Origin of the sequence: Paenibacillus sp. FSL K6-1230 (assembly GCF_038002385.1) — a bacterium.
In the GTDB taxonomy this organism is placed as follows: domain Bacteria; phylum Bacillota; class Bacilli; order Paenibacillales; family Paenibacillaceae; genus Paenibacillus; species Paenibacillus massiliensis.
Genome location: NZ_JBBOCK010000001.1, coordinates 2,120,784 through 2,137,571 on the forward strand (window position 1 = coordinate 2,120,784; position 16,788 = coordinate 2,137,571).

At 44.9% G+C, this 16,788-nt stretch carries 14 protein-coding genes; 13 read left to right on the forward strand and 1 reads right to left on the reverse strand.

Features of this window, described 5'->3' with window-relative positions:
* The first annotated feature begins 229 nt into the window (after window positions 1-229).
* The 9 genes from MKX74_RS09360 to MKX74_RS09400 all read left to right on the forward strand — a co-directional run bounded on the left by MKX74_RS09360 (window position 230) and on the right by MKX74_RS09400 (window position 11,955).
* Entirely contained in the window at window positions 230-1,141 is a 912-nt protein-coding gene (locus tag MKX74_RS09360) for a DUF4435 domain-containing protein (RefSeq protein ID WP_341178183.1), read from the forward strand.
* A gap of 621 nt (window positions 1,142-1,762) precedes the next feature.
* The gene (locus tag MKX74_RS09365) at window positions 1,763-3,163 is read left to right on the forward strand and encodes a transcriptional regulator (RefSeq protein WP_341178184.1); all 1,401 of its coding nucleotides are present in this window, start codon (window positions 1,763-1,765) and stop codon (window positions 3,161-3,163) included.
* 802 nt (window positions 3,164-3,965) lie between these two features.
* Window positions 3,966-5,111 (forward strand): pentapeptide repeat-containing protein, encoded by a 1,146-nt coding sequence (locus tag MKX74_RS09370; protein ID WP_341178185.1) that lies wholly within the window; start codon window positions 3,966-3,968, stop codon window positions 5,109-5,111.
* Window positions 5,108-5,632 carry a hypothetical protein gene (locus MKX74_RS09375; RefSeq protein WP_341178186.1) on the forward strand — a complete coding sequence of 175 codons (525 nt, stop codon included), beginning with the start codon at window positions 5,108-5,110 and terminating at the stop codon, window positions 5,630-5,632. Before MKX74_RS09370 ends, MKX74_RS09375 begins: the two co-directional genes overlap by 4 nt.
* Window positions 5,633-5,744: 112 nt before the next feature.
* Window positions 5,745-6,431, forward strand: a complete 687-nt coding sequence (locus tag MKX74_RS09380; protein ID WP_341178187.1) for a hypothetical protein — start codon at window positions 5,745-5,747, stop codon at window positions 6,429-6,431.
* A complete protein-coding gene (locus MKX74_RS09385) occupies window positions 6,428-7,861 on the forward strand; it encodes a phage baseplate assembly protein V (RefSeq protein ID WP_341178188.1) in 1,434 nt (477 codons plus the stop codon). The genes MKX74_RS09380 and MKX74_RS09385 overlap by 4 nt, the downstream gene beginning before the upstream one ends.
* 166 nt (window positions 7,862-8,027) lie before the next feature.
* The gene (locus MKX74_RS09390) at window positions 8,028-8,471 is read left to right on the forward strand and encodes a PAAR-like protein (RefSeq protein ID WP_133567931.1); all 444 of its coding nucleotides are present in this window, start codon (window positions 8,028-8,030) and stop codon (window positions 8,469-8,471) included.
* A gap of 62 nt (window positions 8,472-8,533) precedes the next feature.
* Complete coding sequence (locus MKX74_RS09395) at window positions 8,534-11,428, forward strand: contractile injection system protein, VgrG/Pvc8 family (protein ID WP_341178189.1); 2,895 nt, start codon at window positions 8,534-8,536, stop codon at window positions 11,426-11,428.
* A gap of 2 nt (window positions 11,429-11,430) precedes the next feature.
* The gene (locus MKX74_RS09400) at window positions 11,431-11,955 is read left to right on the forward strand and encodes a hypothetical protein (RefSeq protein ID WP_341178190.1); all 525 of its coding nucleotides are present in this window, start codon (window positions 11,431-11,433) and stop codon (window positions 11,953-11,955) included.
* A 266-nt stretch (window positions 11,956-12,221) separates the two neighbouring features.
* Here the strand turns inward: MKX74_RS09400 and MKX74_RS09405 are convergent, their stop codons facing one another.
* Entirely contained in the window at window positions 12,222-12,782 is a 561-nt protein-coding gene (locus MKX74_RS09405) for a helix-turn-helix domain-containing protein (RefSeq protein ID WP_445667260.1), read from the reverse strand.
* On the opposite strand from MKX74_RS09405, the gene MKX74_RS09410 reads away from it, so the two are divergent.
* The 4 genes from MKX74_RS09410 to MKX74_RS09425 all read left to right on the forward strand — a co-directional run bounded on the left by MKX74_RS09410 (window position 12,713) and on the right by MKX74_RS09425 (window position 16,775).
* A complete protein-coding gene (locus MKX74_RS09410; protein ID WP_445667313.1) occupies window positions 12,713-13,186 on the forward strand; it encodes a magnesium chelatase subunit ChlI family protein in 474 nt (157 codons plus the stop codon). The genes MKX74_RS09405 and MKX74_RS09410 overlap by 70 nt on opposite strands.
* A 559-nt stretch (window positions 13,187-13,745) precedes the next feature.
* Complete coding sequence (locus MKX74_RS09415) at window positions 13,746-14,924, forward strand: sensor histidine kinase (protein WP_341178192.1); 1,179 nt, start codon at window positions 13,746-13,748, stop codon at window positions 14,922-14,924.
* The gene (locus MKX74_RS09420) at window positions 14,908-15,555 is read left to right on the forward strand and encodes a response regulator transcription factor (protein WP_341178193.1); all 648 of its coding nucleotides are present in this window, start codon (window positions 14,908-14,910) and stop codon (window positions 15,553-15,555) included. The genes MKX74_RS09415 and MKX74_RS09420 overlap by 17 nt, the downstream gene beginning before the upstream one ends.
* A gap of 188 nt (window positions 15,556-15,743) precedes the next feature.
* Complete coding sequence (locus tag MKX74_RS09425) at window positions 15,744-16,775, forward strand: alpha/beta fold hydrolase (protein ID WP_341178194.1); 1,032 nt, start codon at window positions 15,744-15,746, stop codon at window positions 16,773-16,775.
* The last annotated feature ends 13 nt before the right edge of the window (window positions 16,776-16,788 follow it).

The following is a 16,788-nucleotide window of genomic DNA, read 5'->3' on the forward strand; positions in this document are numbered from 1 at the left end:
AGATATCAGACGGGATACGAGTAATCAACCTGATTCCGCTTCAGGGGTCTTTCGATGAAAACGGAGTTATACTCTTGCGATGTTTCATGGCAAAGGGACTTTACTAGCTCAATACTATCTATTGCTCCAGAGTTACAAATTATCTTTGCTACTCATTCTGCAGAGATTGTCGGAAGATATAGAGAAAAGTGCATACCGCTCTTTGAAAGGAAAGCAGGGGAATTTATATATGAATAACATTAATGATATTATTCCGCAGCATTCTACAGAAGCATACATGGCCTTCCCGATTCTATATGATGCCTTAGATGATGTCATAGTTTATATAGAGGATGCGGCTGGTGTTCATATCTATGAAACTATCCTATATAGGTTGTTGGGTGATACTTTAAAAGTAACTAATGTTCACGCTGTAAACGGAAAAAGGAACCTAATAAATCTTTATAAACGTAGCAAATCTGATTATAGCGAAGCTACTAAAAAGGCATGCTTTTATATTGCTGATCTAGATTTTGATACTATTTTAGAAAACAATATGGTCACAGATAAGAATTTTATTTATTTAGAAAGATACTCTATTGAAAATTACTTAGTTGATGAGAATGCTGGGGCGTCTATCATAAATAGTAGAACCAACCAAGGTATTGAAAGTTGTAAAAGAAACCTGAATATCTTAAATTGGTTAGAAAAAATAAGCATATGTTATAAAAAATTGCTTACAATTTTTATGGTTGTTCAAAAGTTGGATATTGATGTTTCTAATACTGGTTTGAAAGCGGCATATTTCACTAACGATAATAGTTCATATTTTTTAGATGAACTTAAAATTAGAAAATATATAAAAGAAACAGTATATTGTGAATATTTAGAATCAAAAAAAATGGGCTTCATTGGCCTATATCTGAGTATTGAAAATAAAATAAAAAACGGATATGAAGATTGTATTTGGAAGCTGGTACCTGGAAAGCAGTTATTAAGTTTATATATTTGCTACTTAAATTCGATGATTGGTAAAAAGCATTTGGATAAATCAGATTTTGAGAATATATCAGCACACACATGTGACTTGACTAGTTTTAGCTTTTTAAAAAGAGCAATCTATAACTATTTGGAGTATTACCAAGAGTCAATAGCAGGGTAAAGAAACTAAAACAGGGTGCTAGTAAATAGTTTGAAATTAACATCAACTTTTAAGTTTTGTAATAGACGAATAGCCCATATCAAAGAGTTTAGTCATTAAGGCGAAATATTCAAATTGAGCATATCAAACATTCAAGCCACCTTTTATATAGAACCTTCTGACCCAATTAGAGGTGGTTTTTATATTTCCAATCCCAAGGTACCATATCCCGAATGGTCATCCGTGATATGGAGCAAGATTTCACAGCAGAAGATTTCTACAGGCATGAATTAAGACTAAGTTTTTCTTTCATGGGGAGAACCTGATGATGTAAATTCATATACTAGCAGCACGTTAAAAATAGAACAATGGGTTTATGGAAGTACGTATCTACACTTTTATACTGGTAAGCTTGAATCGTGGACAGAACTATAGGATGAATTAGTGGCAAAGCAAAAGGCTCAGCTTTCAATCAGATGGCTGAGCCTTTGCTTTGTACAAATTCCCCTGATAAAGATGCACTCTTATACCATAAAGTGGTATTATTACATGGTGAAATAATTAAGGGCACTAACTTATTGATTATTTGTCTAGCTTCATGCTTTTCCGTGAAAGTTGTCAACATTTGAAGGGGTGGTTATCTTGAATCATACAACCACGATACGCTCAGAAGTAGAACAATTTATGGAACGTGAACAGTTGAAACTTAGTGATTTGGGACGGATGACAGGGTTGAATGTTGGAACACTCAGCTCTGTGATTACGGGCGGTAAAATCATGGCGATTAACCAATTGGACAGAATTACTAGCATAATGGGACTCCCGGAAGGTCATTTTTACGAAATTTACATACAAGATAACATAACAGCTAACCAGCCCAATTGGAGACGGATAAGACCATTTATTTTCAGATGCGCTCAGTTAAACAAAATGGAGTACATTCAGCAGATTGTCAGTTGGCTGTTGGACAATCCAATCTACTGCATCGTTTTGTTTGATGGAGCAGAGGAGCTACTACAGGAAGAGCATAAAGACGCAGCGGCCTTGATCTATGAAGCTGTGGCAGTAACAGAGCGTTCACAGCATTCCGAACGTCTTGCACTCTGCCAGTATCGTTTATTTACGATTAGGATTAGTGACGATCAAATGCAAAACCTTCGTATTGCAGCACAGTTCGAACCCTACGTAGAACGCTTGGATGAAATATTACAGCTTGATGCACTAAAGGATCTAGCCAATTTATATCGATCTCTACGTAAATGGGACAAGTTAGATAATTTCGCAGAACGTATGGGAACCAAAGCCAGAATGAATTACTTTTCAGAACGTAGGAAAGCGGTTAGTGATGAGGATTCGCATCATAAACTAAGCAGACCGTTATTTGTATATATTGCATACAGCGACTTGCTTCGCGGTGAAGTATGCCATGAGCTAGGAGACTATCAGCGAGCTTTGCAATTCATTTCAGGTTACGCTGATCTGGACTGGGTTAAGGAGAGCGATGAAGAAACACTTCATTGGAAGGGGTTATTCAAGGAATGGGCAAAAACCAATGCCTACGTCACAAAACTTTTCTCTGGAGATTTAAGTGTTCTAATGGATTATGTGTCCTATATTGATACGCAAAAGGATGACATCCTACTGTCATTACTTAATATTGCCGAACTAGCCAATCGCTTTAATATTGATGCAGCACCCATTTTCAAACACTTTGCCCATGAAATTAGCTTGTTAATGGATAGTAAGGATACACCAGGGATGAATAATACAAGATTAAAGTCGGAACGGCTTGCACGTCTATTCTATGAACTGTCAGAATATTATCTACATAAGGGCGAATATGAGATTGGTTATAAGTATTTATTAAAAAGTTTGGCAAAATCAACTACAATTAACTATGACACAATTGTTGTTAAATGTGTGGGGTTATTTGAAACGTTTAGAAAGTATGCAAGTACTGATACGCAGTCAGAGTATCAAAAATTATTTAAAGAGGTGCATCAAAGTGAAAAAAAGAATCGTGTTACTACTAACCGTATTTAGTTTAATATTTGCATGTGGTGTTTATGTGCCAGGAACAGGGTACCAAGTGCAAGATCATAAGGGTGAAGCTTAAGAATCAAGATCACAATCAAAGTATTTGAGTTTTCTCTACATAGTATAAGTGATTAAAGTTTCTTACAAGTTGAGGTAACCAGTCGAAGGAGTTGAAAACCGCCGACTGGTTTTTTAAGCTGATACAAATTGAGCCGACTGTGTCAGTGTTCAATGTGTTGTACCAACGGACAAAGGGTACTCTGCATACAGCGGGCTCTTGCTACCATCCTAAATATGCTCTATAAGAGCCGTTATATAATCTTCTCATTATAAGTTCGTGTAACAATAAATAATGGCATCTTTCTACCGTTCAGCTTGTTGGTAACATTCCTCTGCTTGATCTACATGACCGTTCTTCATCAGCAGTCCCTCAGTTATTGACTTCAGTCACGTTTCATAGACGCTTAAATAATATGCACGATCCATGGATCACTTGCTAAACGTTACAGATTCCCCAGCAGACCTTCGAGACTATACATTTACCCATTTTAATCTCATGTCTAACAATCCTTATAGCTATTCTTATCATACTGAAAAGCTGCAGGAATACGCATTCTAATTTCACGAATGTGAAGGCACAACGGACTAATTTCAAACATTAGCCTGATAGTAAAAATTAACTATTATAATGTAAAATTACATTGTATTTAAAATAGAACAATTCATAATATTTATTCTCGTCATTCCAATTTTTAAAAGGTGACTGTACCTTCACATATCCATCTGGAAAAGGCAGTGAGAGACAGCAATGAACAGATCCCAAGCCATGGAGCATTTTGAACAGAATACGGTGATCCCACGGTTGCAAGATATGCTTCAACGGCTTGAATCTTACTATCAGGTACATAAGACCCAGCTAGCCCAGTCATTCTGGATCTCTATAGAAGAAATCATCACAGGATGTGAAGCTTTGCAGGAACAAGGGCAGCAAGCTGCGCTTGGATATATTACATTCTCGCTACTACGAACATCCATGCTCAGCGGACAGGGTCTCTACTTGTTAGAAGGCTCGAACAGACTCTGGTTCCTTGATGAACAGGCGTACTCTATATGTTATGACGCTGCCTGGGCCTATGACTTCTTGAAGCCAGTGGAGACAGAGCTGTTGCAGACGGCCAAAAAGTATGCTGGAGCGATTGACCCGACAGATGTGCGGCGATGGATGATGAATACAACAGCATTCGTCCATCAGTACGTGCTTGCATTAGCCCGCTATACCTTGCGACTTCATGAAGATAAGCTGATGCCTGCCTTGAACCGTGTCCGACTTGAGCGTGAATGTGAAATTCGCGTCGGCGAATATCGGGATCTCAGCGAGATTGTGTATAAGGTAGATCGCAGAGAGCGCTCTGCAGAAGAGCTAGGGAATGAACTGTCAGGCAGACATGGATTTGCGTATTCCGGTGAGGTGTTTCGTCATGCCGAGCTGTCGCAGGGAGATTATACGGGAATTCATTTGTATTATAGCGATCTGCGAGGAAGCTCCTGTAAAGGAAGCTTATTCACGAATGGCTATTTAGTAGGCTCTCGCTGGGATGAAGCGGACTTATGTGATGCAGATTTCAGCGGGGCATTTCTGGCAGAGGCAAGCTTTACAGGAGCAGACCTGCGTGATGCGTCTTTTCGAGGTTGTGTTGGAATGGCAGGCTTATTGGCGGAGAAGCACTGGGAACGACCTGGTTATGAGCCGGTATGCTTTACCGGTGCTAATCTGGCGGGTGCAGATTTTACAGGCGCTTGGTTGCCCGGTGCTGATTTTCGGGGAGCCTTACATGTGGATGAGGCTATGCTTCACGGGGCTTGGCTGGAAGGAGCACAATTTTCTTCTGATGTATCCGTGGGATTAGAGCGGATGAGTAAGGTAGCAACGAATAGGAAGCTGGTGGAATCATGAAATATTGGATCGGCAAGCCGGAGCACAGCATGGTGTATCCGGCTATCCCTGTATGGGATGAAGAGGCGAATGGAGAGGACTTGAGTCTCGCGGATTGGACACAATGGCCAGAGTCCAGTGCAGCCCAGTTCCGCGTGCGAGGCCATGATCTTACGGTCTATCCTGATCTGATGCTTGGTGAGCTGCTGCTCGTGTCCGATTCCGTGCATGAACTGCTGCGCTTCTATATGCCACAGCTATTCAGCCGGATGGCGCTGCTGCGTGATCTGGATCGAATGGAGCAGCGGCTCTACTGGCTTGTCCAGCCTCCACTTGTCGATGGTATTGGTACGCGGAGCGAGTGGCAGCTTGGAGGTGGGCTACAAAAGCTCGTCGTGAATCAGCAGGGAATGCAACAGCAGCCTTTGGCGCGATTGCGGGGATTGCGTGAACCGTACCTCATTGTGGAGCTTGTGCTTGCAGAAAGTATGCTACGCAGAGGATTCATTGGCATGCAATTGGAAGAGGCTGAGCTGCAGTAGAGGAATGGAGCATGGATGCTTAAGTTCACGGTCAAGTAACGAAAGTCAGCTATGGAGCAGAGCTTGATCTCATGACGTATAGCAAGCCAGTCAACAAGAAGGAGGAGTATCCATGGAACATCTGGAGAAGAAGCACCTGGATGAAATGATGGTTAGCCTGCGCCAAATCCAACAGGAGGAGCCAGCGGAAGAAGTTGAGGGCCTTGAGGATCTGGGGATCGCAAAGACAGGAACATTAGAGGAAGCTATCGCACTCGGGGAAGCTTCAGAGCAGTGGCTGAAGGGAATGCGTCGTGTAGACGGAGAGATTCTGATGTTCGCAGAACGTCTGCTGCTGGATGGACGAGTAGGGATGACGATGCCAGTTACATTTCATGAGATGGCACCGGAGCTCAAGCAAATGAAGTATCCGTCCGCCCATCGTCCATCCCTGATCCTGACGAATCAGGAGGGGAGCATCAATCTGGCTTTGAACTGGATCGACAGCGATATCGGCCCACAGGATGTAGAGCAGCTCACGATGGACATGACAGCCGTCATTAAAGAGACACAGCGCATTCAGGAATGGCAGAGCGAGGGCTTGGTGGACATTCACGGTCGACAGCTCGGCTATTGTGAATTCACGACGCCTGTATGGAATGACTTGCTGTATCATCTGATGTTCTTCACGGAGCTGGAGGGCCAGGCCTTAATCGGCACCTTTAACTGTACGGCTGAGCATCTACCCATCTGGAGACCACTTGCCTACCGGATGTTAGCCACCCTGAAGATGATCCCTACGAAAGGAGAGACACTATGACGACCCCGCGAACGACGTATGATTTACTACACATCACCCCCTACGAGCACGTGCGCATTCAGGAGCTTCATATTCGCAAGCAGATGAATGAGCACACACGGCTGTCGTTTACCGCCATGGTGCCTGAGGAATGGAAGGACAGCTATGTGCAGATGACGGCAGCAGATTCTCCTGTGGGTGTATTCCAGCTTAAAGAGGACGGCAGCCAGGCTGCTTTGTTTCACGGCACGGTACTGAACATCGAGATCAAGGTCGTACGGGATGTGTACTATCTGGAGGTGGATGCGGTGTCGTACAGCTATCAGCTGGATATTCGCCCCAGAAGTCGATCGTTTCAGGACAAGAATATGACAGTCGAGACGATGCTGCACATCGTAGGAAAGGACTATCCTGGCTTTGACCTGATCGACTCTGCCACAGGCGGTGCGGCCTTAAGAAGGCTTACGGTCCAATATGCCGAGACGGATTGGGCATTCCTGAAGCGCATGGCTTCGCGCTATCGGACTTCCCTCAGTCCTGCATCGAACTTTGATACCCCCAAATTATATTTTGGCGTGGAGGAAATGCCCTCTGGCCTGAATCTGTCCAACTATCATTATACGGTCAGTAAACGGATCGAGACGTATCGTCATTTTAACGGAAATGATACGACCCCGGTGAATGAGCAGGATTTCGTGGATTATGGGCTGGAGACCGAGCAAGTGCTGGATCTGGGCAGCCAGGTGGCCTTTCAAGGTAAAAGTCTGTACGTATACAAGGTCCATACCCGCATGACGCAAGGCATCTTAACGCACGAATACACTATGACGACGCATAAAGGTCTCCGGCACCGCGAGCTGTTCAATGAACAGCTGACAGGCTTATCGCTGCTGGGCAGCGTCATTCAGGTGGAGCGAGATCGGGTGCGTGTACATCTGGATATCGATCAGACTCAGGAGGCAGCAGTAGCCTATTGGTTCCCGTATGCTTCTCCCTATACCGCTGAAGGGCATAGCGGCTGGTATGTGATGCCAGAGCTGGGGGATCGCGTACGCATTACCTTTCCAGCGCATCTGGAGGACGGGGCTTTCGCCAGCAGCTCAGCACGGGAGGGACGGAGTGAGGAGGGACAGCAGGGACAGAACCGTTTCAGTAATCCGCAGGTGAAGATTTTTCGTACCCCACACGGTAAAGAAATTCGGCTGACACCGGATGAGATCATCATTTCCAGCAAGGACGGAGCCGTCTTTATTCGCTTGAATGAGAAGGAAGGTATTCATATTACGAGTGATCAAGAGATCAGCCTCAGTGCAGGTGGAAATATCTCGCTGAGTGCAGGAGACAAGGTCAAGATCACGGCAGGACAGGAAATCCAGCTCTCTAGTCAGGGCAGTACGGTGTCTCTGGGCGGTCAGACGACGGTCATGGGCAGTGAGGTGAAGACGAATTAGCAGGAAAGAAACTACAGAGAGAGACCATATGCAGACTTCAATTGATCTGTAGACAGGCTGAAGTAGAAGTAGAAGTAGAAGTAGAAGTAGGCAAGAGCAGTTTGAGAGAGACAAATGTTAGGAGATCAGGATGCGGTGGCCATGATGCCGCAAAGGAGTGAGGGTATTGTCACAGACAGGGAATAGTGCTTCTGCCGGGAAGGAAGATCTGCGGCCCGGAAAGGGAAGTAAGCTGGGATATGTCGTAGCCGGGGCCATTCTAAGCTGTAGCTTCGGCACACAGCCCACTCGGCTGAAGCGCCCGCTAAGCCATGGTGTATATATCAAAGGCAAGGCGCAAATGAATGTCGGCGATTGTGAGCCGGGAGTGAACATATCTGGCTTTGGCAGGTGCTGGTGTAAGGCCAACCCTGCGGTGAAGGCGAGCAAGCTGGTGGATATCTACGGAGTGCCCAAAGCACCGTGTGTCCCGGTCATCACGGGAGCATGGATTGGTGGAAAGAAGGATGTGCTGATTGAAGGTCAGCCAGCGCTGCTGCAAAGCTGCTCTAACGCCTGCATGTATGGAGGCATGATTCGAATTGACGATGATGGACAGAACCTCGACTGAGCGGACGTTCATCACAAGGAAGGGAAGACGGGGGAGGAACAACGAGATGAGGAAGAATGGCGATGAGTGAGATTCCGACCAATCAGAGCACAAAAGTAGAGCCCAGTCACATTCCACTACATCGGCTGGAGCTGTCAGCGCCATTTGCGCTGCAAAGGATTTCAGATATGCGAATGAGCCGCCCGCTGCACGATCACGCCAGACTGTTCCTGACGGGAATTGTAGACGAGGAGCAACAGGGACGTGTGCTGGAGCAGGCCCGAGCGGATCAACCGCTCATACTTACGCTCCGAGGGGAGGAGGGCCAGCCTGCCCGTACGCTGTTTCATGGGGAGCTCCAGCAGGTGCGCATGAGCATGGTTCGAGGAGTACACACCGTTGAACTGGAGGCGGTGTCTCATACCTATCAACTGGACGTTAGACCGCGGACGCGTTCTTTTCAGGACTCGCAGATGACGTACGCTGAGCTTATTCGGCAGGTGCTAGAGCTTTATCCCGATGCGGACTGCATCCAGATGGTTGGCGATGAAGTCAAGCTTGGTGAGCTCCTTGTCCAGTATCAGGAGACGGACTGGGCATTCCTGCAACGGATGGCATCCCGTTTTGGAACAATGCTGGTTCCTGAGGTGACGCTTTCTGGTCCGAAGCTCTGGTTCGGCGTACCGGAGGGACGCTCCGTCAGCTTGGACAACACCCATTATCGGCTGAGACGGAGCTTCGAGAAGGACGCCACGGCTGAGTTCATTCATATGCTGGAGAGCGGAACACAGGCCCAACCGGGAGATGAGGTAGAGTGGGCGGGAACGAACTGGACCGTCGGTGAGATCACGACGAGCACCCAAAGAGAACTGTTGCTCCATGAGTACCGCCTGATGCCTGAAGGCAGCATTCATAAGCCGCTGCAGCACAATGCAAGATTGACAGGGGCGATACTGGAAGGCAAGGTGCTGGAGGTCAAAGAGGATCACCTGCGTGTGCATCTGGAGGTGGACGAGCAGCAGGACCCTGCGAAGGCGTGGTGGTTCCCCTACGGAACGCTCTATAGCGCCGAGGGGCATAGCGGCTGGTATGTCATGCCGGAGGTGGGGGACCAGGTTCAGGTCTATTTTCCGAATGTGCGGGAGTCGGAGGCTGTGGTAACGGCCTCAATCCGCCGGGCCAAGTCAGCGTCAGCGAAGCTGACTGATCCCCAGGTGAAGGTGTGGGGTACGACGGCGGGGAAGTCGATACAGCTCAGCCCATCTGAGTTGACGCTGACGGCAAGCAGCGGAAAGGTAGATATTCGGCTTCACTCCGGTGGCGTGCAGGTGAGTAGTGACAGCAGCCTGTCGGTCTCTGCCAAGAGTCGTCTGTCGCTCCATGCAGATCGTCGTGTGCAGGTGGATGCAGGTAGTGCCATCTATCTGCATGCCGGAGGCAGCAGTCTCGTGCTGGACGGTGAGACCGATCTGCGCTCAGCACAGGTGAAGCTGGAGGGAACGGTGAAGCGGCCCGTCTTCGTGGCCGATCTGGAGCTGATCTGGGAACCGCCCATTGCCGGAGCCCCGACTCCCGGAGACTCGCCGGACGCTTCCGGGGGAGAGGGTGGAGATTCCTCGTCAGGTCGCAGCTCTTCGAATTCGAAGGGAAGTGAAGGGGGCCAAGCTCCTGCGGCTAATCTGATGGGGACGCAACTCAATGCGCTGAAGCTGGGTCAGGCAGTGGCGGGTATGATCCCAGTCTTAGGTGCAAGCCCGGTGGTCGCTGCTGTTGGTGCCGTTGTCGCTGTGGCAGTCGCTGGTGCGATGCCGTTCATGGGCCATGTATCATCAGGAGGAGCCAGAGGACGTTCCAGTTCGAGCATATTCGGTCAGCATCTATTGTCGATTGTGGGTGGTCCGCTGCTGGGCAAGGCGTACACCGCCGCCAGAATGTTCGGCAGAACGCCGATGGCCGAAGAGCTCATTAAGGCGATGAAGGATGAGATGAAGCGGAAGCAGCGGTATAGTACGTATATGGCTCTGCACATGGAGAAGGATATGCTAAGGCCGAATGCAGACATCGGCAAGCAGACACTAGCGGAGATCAAGGCAAGAAATCCAGAGAGCAAGTTGTACGGTGGAGAGCAGGAAGGGTTCTATCAAGCGCAGCAGTACTACTTGGTATGGCTCTATGGAAGCAAGGCTACTGAAAGACTAAGCCAAGAGGAACTGGGACATAACTCATACCTAATCTATCAATTGCACAGCCTGCAAAAGAAAGGCCAGGATTTATCGAAGCTGACGGTTGAAGAAATGGACCGACTGTCATTTGAAAATGCGAGTCGATGGTTTAAAATTGATTCAGCGGTTGTTACTGCATACGGTGCAGGTACGGCGTATATGGAGGGCAGAGCCCTGAGCTCGACTTCAGGTAAGACAACTGTAGATCCGCAGCCTAAGGAGAAAGGTGGCCCCGGTGTTAACCGTCCGATTGATGAATTTGACGATACATTGAATTACCAGGGAGCTGCGAATAGTCGTAAGACTGAGGGGACGGGAAAACTTGATGAAAGTAATAGGCTAAATGTAGGTGCAGGAGATAACCCTCGACCAGGATATAGGAATGGGGACATTGATCCACGAGCTGAAGGTGTTGAGGTAATGGATGCCAATAACTTGGTTGGAATTAAAACAGGTTCACAGGCAGAGGTAATTGTGCAAAATCCACATGGTTATAATGCTCTTGAGGGTGATATTCCACGAGTAATTGAGCCAGGAGGCTTATTGAAAATAGTAGGTGGAGAGAAAAACCCCTATTTCAGCAAAATATATAAAATGAATGATGAAGAGCTTTCGAAATACGGTTTTGAATTGGTAAACAAAGGGAAAGCTTCGGATGATTTAATGTTTGGAACTCAGAAAACAACTAGCGGCGATGCTTTCAGTGAGAAGGCACTAAGTAAACAATTAGAAGTAATTTTAAGGAGGTTAAAATAAACATGATATTAAATATTACTAATGAAAAATTTGAGATCATATACTTGGGTGAGTCCACAATAAACATTGACTATTCATCAATTTCTTCTACTAAATTAGCACTAGATGTATGGGGGGTAACTCTACCTATTAGTGTATTTGGTTTAGAAGCGTATGGATTAACTGAACATACCAAACCATTCAATGATGATATTTACGTATCGGGTTACTCTAGGCTCACATTTCATGATGTTACTGGTGGAGATATAGAAGTCGAACTATTTAGTAAGGAACCCCCTTACACTAAACTAAGCTGGCCAGATAATAGCTTAATGAAAATAAACAAAACTTGGGGTGAAGTATATCAGGAAGATGAAAGAAATATTTATGAAGTAGAGGGAACTCTGGCATGGCCTTATGGTAGATGTGACTTGTCTATAGCAACAAGATCGAATGTATATATTGAATTAAATAGTGCTAATTTCATACCTGTTAAAGAATATATGCTCAACACAAAAAGGTACGGATGGAGTAGGGTTTTCACTTAATATTAATGTCGGAAGAAGTCTTTTAGTATAAACCTGTTTACAACCCTAACAACAAGATCGTACACTACAACCAACAAACCAAACACTAAACATTTCAAACACTTGATAAACTTTCAAAAGCTCTTTCCAACTTGTTTTATGAGTAGGAATGAGCTTTTTTGTGTGCAGAAAATAAACAAAGGAGTTGAATGACATGGCAAATCAGGTACAGGCAGAAGAGCAAAAGATGGTCTTAATTGCTGAGGTACATTCAGTAATACTAATAATCACACTGTATCATACTCCTTAAGGATTTCTATGACAGTTTGAACCTTATCTAGATACTTAGTAGAAGGCTTGGTCTTTCCAAGCTCCCAGTTGTGAATTGTCTTTGCGTCGACTTTTATTCTTGCACTTAATTCACGCTTGGTCAGACCATGATAATGTCTGGCTTTTTTTATCTTCTCCCCCAAAGTATTCTCAAGCATTCCATCGTAGCACCCAAGGTACGAAACAGGCTGGCCCAATATCTTAGACAGAGTTTGGAGTGTGTGAATCTTTGCGGGATTAACGTTTCTTTCTATTCTGCTGAGCGCTACTACTGAAATGCCTGCTTTAGCAGCCAACTCTACAATTGTGAGACTCCGAAGTATCCGATGATACCGGATTCGAGCTCCAGATGTGTTAAGCTCTTCAGGTGGTTCGTTTGGAAACAGCCGCGTTTCCTTAGTGATATATAGTCCCAAGGTGTTAACTACACGGTTGTCAATGTGGCCGACTGTTAAGTGGAGAATCTCATGGTGAGGTCTGTAGCTGTAGTCCAGCCAGAATCGCGCAGTATCGCTCACGCATCTCCGGACCTCTACTGGATCGGATTGATGTGCAGGTAGAGGTGCCACGCCCGAAGGAATGGCGTAAGGAAACGGAGAATCTCTCGTCCCACGATATGCGACAGCAGGTATTGCAGGCTCAGGCTGTACAGGCTCAAAGGTATGCCAAGCTGCCAATTGCCTGGAATAGTGAGCTATCTGGAAGGCTGCTACGCAAGTATACGGAGCTGAACCGCGAGGCAGAGCAATTGCTGGAGCATACGGTGGAAGCGATTGGACTGAGCATGCGTTCCTATGACCGCATCTTGAAGATGTCACGGACAATAGCGGACTTGGCTGGAGAAGAGCATATTGAAGTAGCTCATGTTGCGGAGGCAATTCAGTACAGGAATCTGGATGTGAAACAGGTGTATACAAGCTGAGTGTCATTTTCAGGTAAGGCTTTATATGCCATCAATATGCATATACTATGTCCTGTGCTGATTACACTAATCTGGTCTTTTTTATTTTTTCTCACAAAGTATTTTCAGAGATTTTATCTTAGTAAGAAAGATATGAAACGGGCTAGTCAAGTAACCCAGACAGACTTTGGAGCATCTGAATCTTTGCAGATTTAACATTTCTCTCAATTCTACTAAACGCTACAACTGGAATGTCTGCTTTAGTAGCTAACCCCGCAATTGTAAGATTCCTAAGTATCCGATAAATATAGTACTGTGTTATATGAGATCCAATAATAACCCTGAATTTTGCAGTGCGCTTCGCTTTGCTGTTGTAAAAAACAGTGGTAGACTATCTTAGTTATTAATCATTGAAATTGTTCAATTTATGATACAGCTTTAATCAATTTCATCGAGGTCTTAGGGAATTAGTTATAGTGTTGCTTTGGAGAAGGGAGATAGTGTTTGGATGTCCGGTGATCAAGCAGTTTAGATTATCTACTCGATTTCGGAGCGATGACCAGGCTGGAGGAGTACACAAGTGAAGAAGATAATTGCTTTTATGGACTGGAGCATTTTTTTGCTTCGATCTTATTATTATTTGTTACTTGCTATTGGAATTGTGACTGCTTCAAAAGATCTTGTCCAACTCCAATTGGAAATAATCTGGTTGTTGGCAGCCTTTTTTGTTCCGATGTGGTTTTGGTTCCCACAACGGAGGATAAATAAAACATGGTTTTGCATAGTCGAGATTATACTCGGCGGGTCTTACTATGTTAACTCCATGATTCATCCTGAATTCATGTTCAATTCCGATTACTTGCTTCCCAGTCTGATCATGGGTTATTTATTGACCAGACAGACGTTTTGGGTGCTTCCTGTTATATTTTTGCTACCGTTCGGCTTCCAAATTTATCAGGGATATACTTTGAATCAAAGCATGAGCATGGGTATTGATAACCTGTTATTTTGCTTTATTGGGATCTGGGTTAGTTTTATAGCTAACGCCTATCATCAGAAAAATGCTTTAGCCGTTGAAGTTGAACATCAGAACAAATTGTTAATTCATTACGCTGCTCAGGTCGAACAAATGACTTTAGTGGAAGAGAGAAATCGGATGTCCAAGGAACTACATGATTCACTGGGCCACTCATTTATCTCGATGATTATGAGTCTGGATGTGGCTATCGCTCTTATGGATCGTAAGCCTATGGAGGTGAAGGAGCGCCTTACTCGTTTGCGAACTTTAGCTGAACGAAATCTGGACGAAATTAGAGAGATCGTTCACGAAATAGGGGGAGATGATAATGACTGCCTATACAAGCAAATTGAGACCCTTGCGACTAGCTTTACCGAGCATACAGGGACGCATGTTACGTTGGACTTGCCCTTGACTGAGCAACCCATGCGTTTTGAAGCAAGGCAGGCTATCCTTCGTGTAATTCAAGAATCGTTTACGAATGCGTTGAAACATGGGAAAGCATCTGCACTGCAATTAAAACTTTATATTGCTGAAGAAGTCTTGCATTTGGTGATTCAAAATAATGGTAAGCCCATAGATAAACTGGATTATGGTTTTGGCTTAACCACCATGGAGCAACGGATTCAGCACCTAGGAGGCAGGCTGATCCTCTCCTCTTCATCTGGAGCGGTTACAATTACCGAGGTCAGATGTGAAATTCCATTAAGTGGGGTGATGCTGCGTGCTGCAGAACATTAAAATATTAATTGCCGATGATCAGGAGCTGATTCTGGAAAGTCTTGATATTGTTCTTTCTCTTGAAGAAGATTTTGAAATTGTCGGATTGGCCAAAAATGGAGAGGAAGCAATCGAATGTAGTAAGCAATTTCAACCCGATATTGTGTTAATGGATATTAATATGCCTGTTATGGATGGTGTTACCGCAACGTTACGGATTAAAAAGCAATTTCCAGCTATCAAAATTATAATGTTGACCTCTTACAAGGAAGTGGATTATGTTCTTACGGCTTTGAGCAATGGAGCAGAAGGATACCTGCTCAAAGCCATCCGTCCCAAGGAACTGGCCGCAGGAATAAGAGTCGTGCACACAGGGGGGACTTTAATTTCTCAGGAAATGGCGCGCAAGATGCTTAGAAATATGCCCCAGGCCGTAGCTCCAAAAAATAATGATTACGGATTAAGCGCACGCGAAATTGAAGTGCTTCACAAGCTTGCATCCGGTTTGCGAAATCAAGATATTGCCGAAGCGCTCTTTCTTAGTGAAGGAACTGTTAAAAACTATATCTCTTCGATCTATTCTAAATTGGATGTAAAGGGACGGAAAGAGGCAACACGTAAGGCAAGAGATTCAGGAATGATGGATGGCTAGCAAGGTTAAATGTGTTTAATTATGAACTTGAGAATCGACAACTCATCTGGGTTGCCGATTTTTTTTGTCATACCTTCAATCATTACTAAACCGCACTATGTAAGTATGACTTTTAAGATCTATGCTTACAAAGCAAGCAAGTAGCACCGTCGCGTGCCTGAATTGAAAAAGAGAGGGGTATTACTAGCATGAATAAATGGAAGAAAACGATTTTAGGGACAGGTGTTACTATTCTCATCCTTTCACTCGTAGTCTTTTACTTTCCTACATGGACTCCGAAAATAAAAACGGAGAATGGGATTAGCACGTTGGAGCAAGTAGACATAAATGGGTCTAAACATGCGATTATGATTCGAGGTCATAACTTGGATAATCCGGTTATTCTCTTTGTACATGGTGGTCCAGCATCATCGGAGCTTCCATTCGCTAAGAAAAACCAAGATTTATTGGAATCCCGGTTTACGGTAGTAAACTATGATCAGCGTGCAAGTGGGAAATCCTATCATTTTTCCGAGGACTATTCTAATCTTTCAGCTGATTTACTGGTTGAGGATTTATTGGCTATCACCGACTACATTACTGAGCGTTTAGGTAAGAAAAAGGTGATACTGATCGGCCATTCATTTGGCACATACATTGGTACACTAGCTGCACAGAAAGCACCTGAGAAATTCGAAGCCTACATCGGTATAGGTCAAGTTGGAGATGTGCTTCTGAGCGAGACAGAGAGCTGGAGTTATGTCGTCGAGCAAGCTCGACTAGCCGGAAATGAAAAAGATGTTCAAGAACTGGAACAGGTTGCTGAAGCCATACAGCAAGGTCAGGCGTTTACGCCACGACAATACGTGAAGAAATATGGCGGTGCAGCAAGGTTGATGGAAAATCCAGATGAGAGCTTCTGGGGAAAGGCGTTAAGCAGTGAATACAACATCGTAGATACATTTCGTCACACGAAAGGGATGAGCTATTCACAAGAAATTTTGATAGGGGAAGCCATGATGAATTCCCTGCCTTCTAGGGTGACTGAGATGGATCTACCCACCTATTTTGTTATGGGTGATTACGATTATATGACCTCCTCACTAGCTGCTAAGTTATTTTTTGAAGGAATTGAAGCGGAACAAAAAGAGTTCATTTCTTATGAACAGTCGGCGCACTATCCACACTATGAGGAAAAAGAGAGATTCTTAAATTGGATGGTCAAAGAGTTTATTCAATAGTCGATGTGACTAT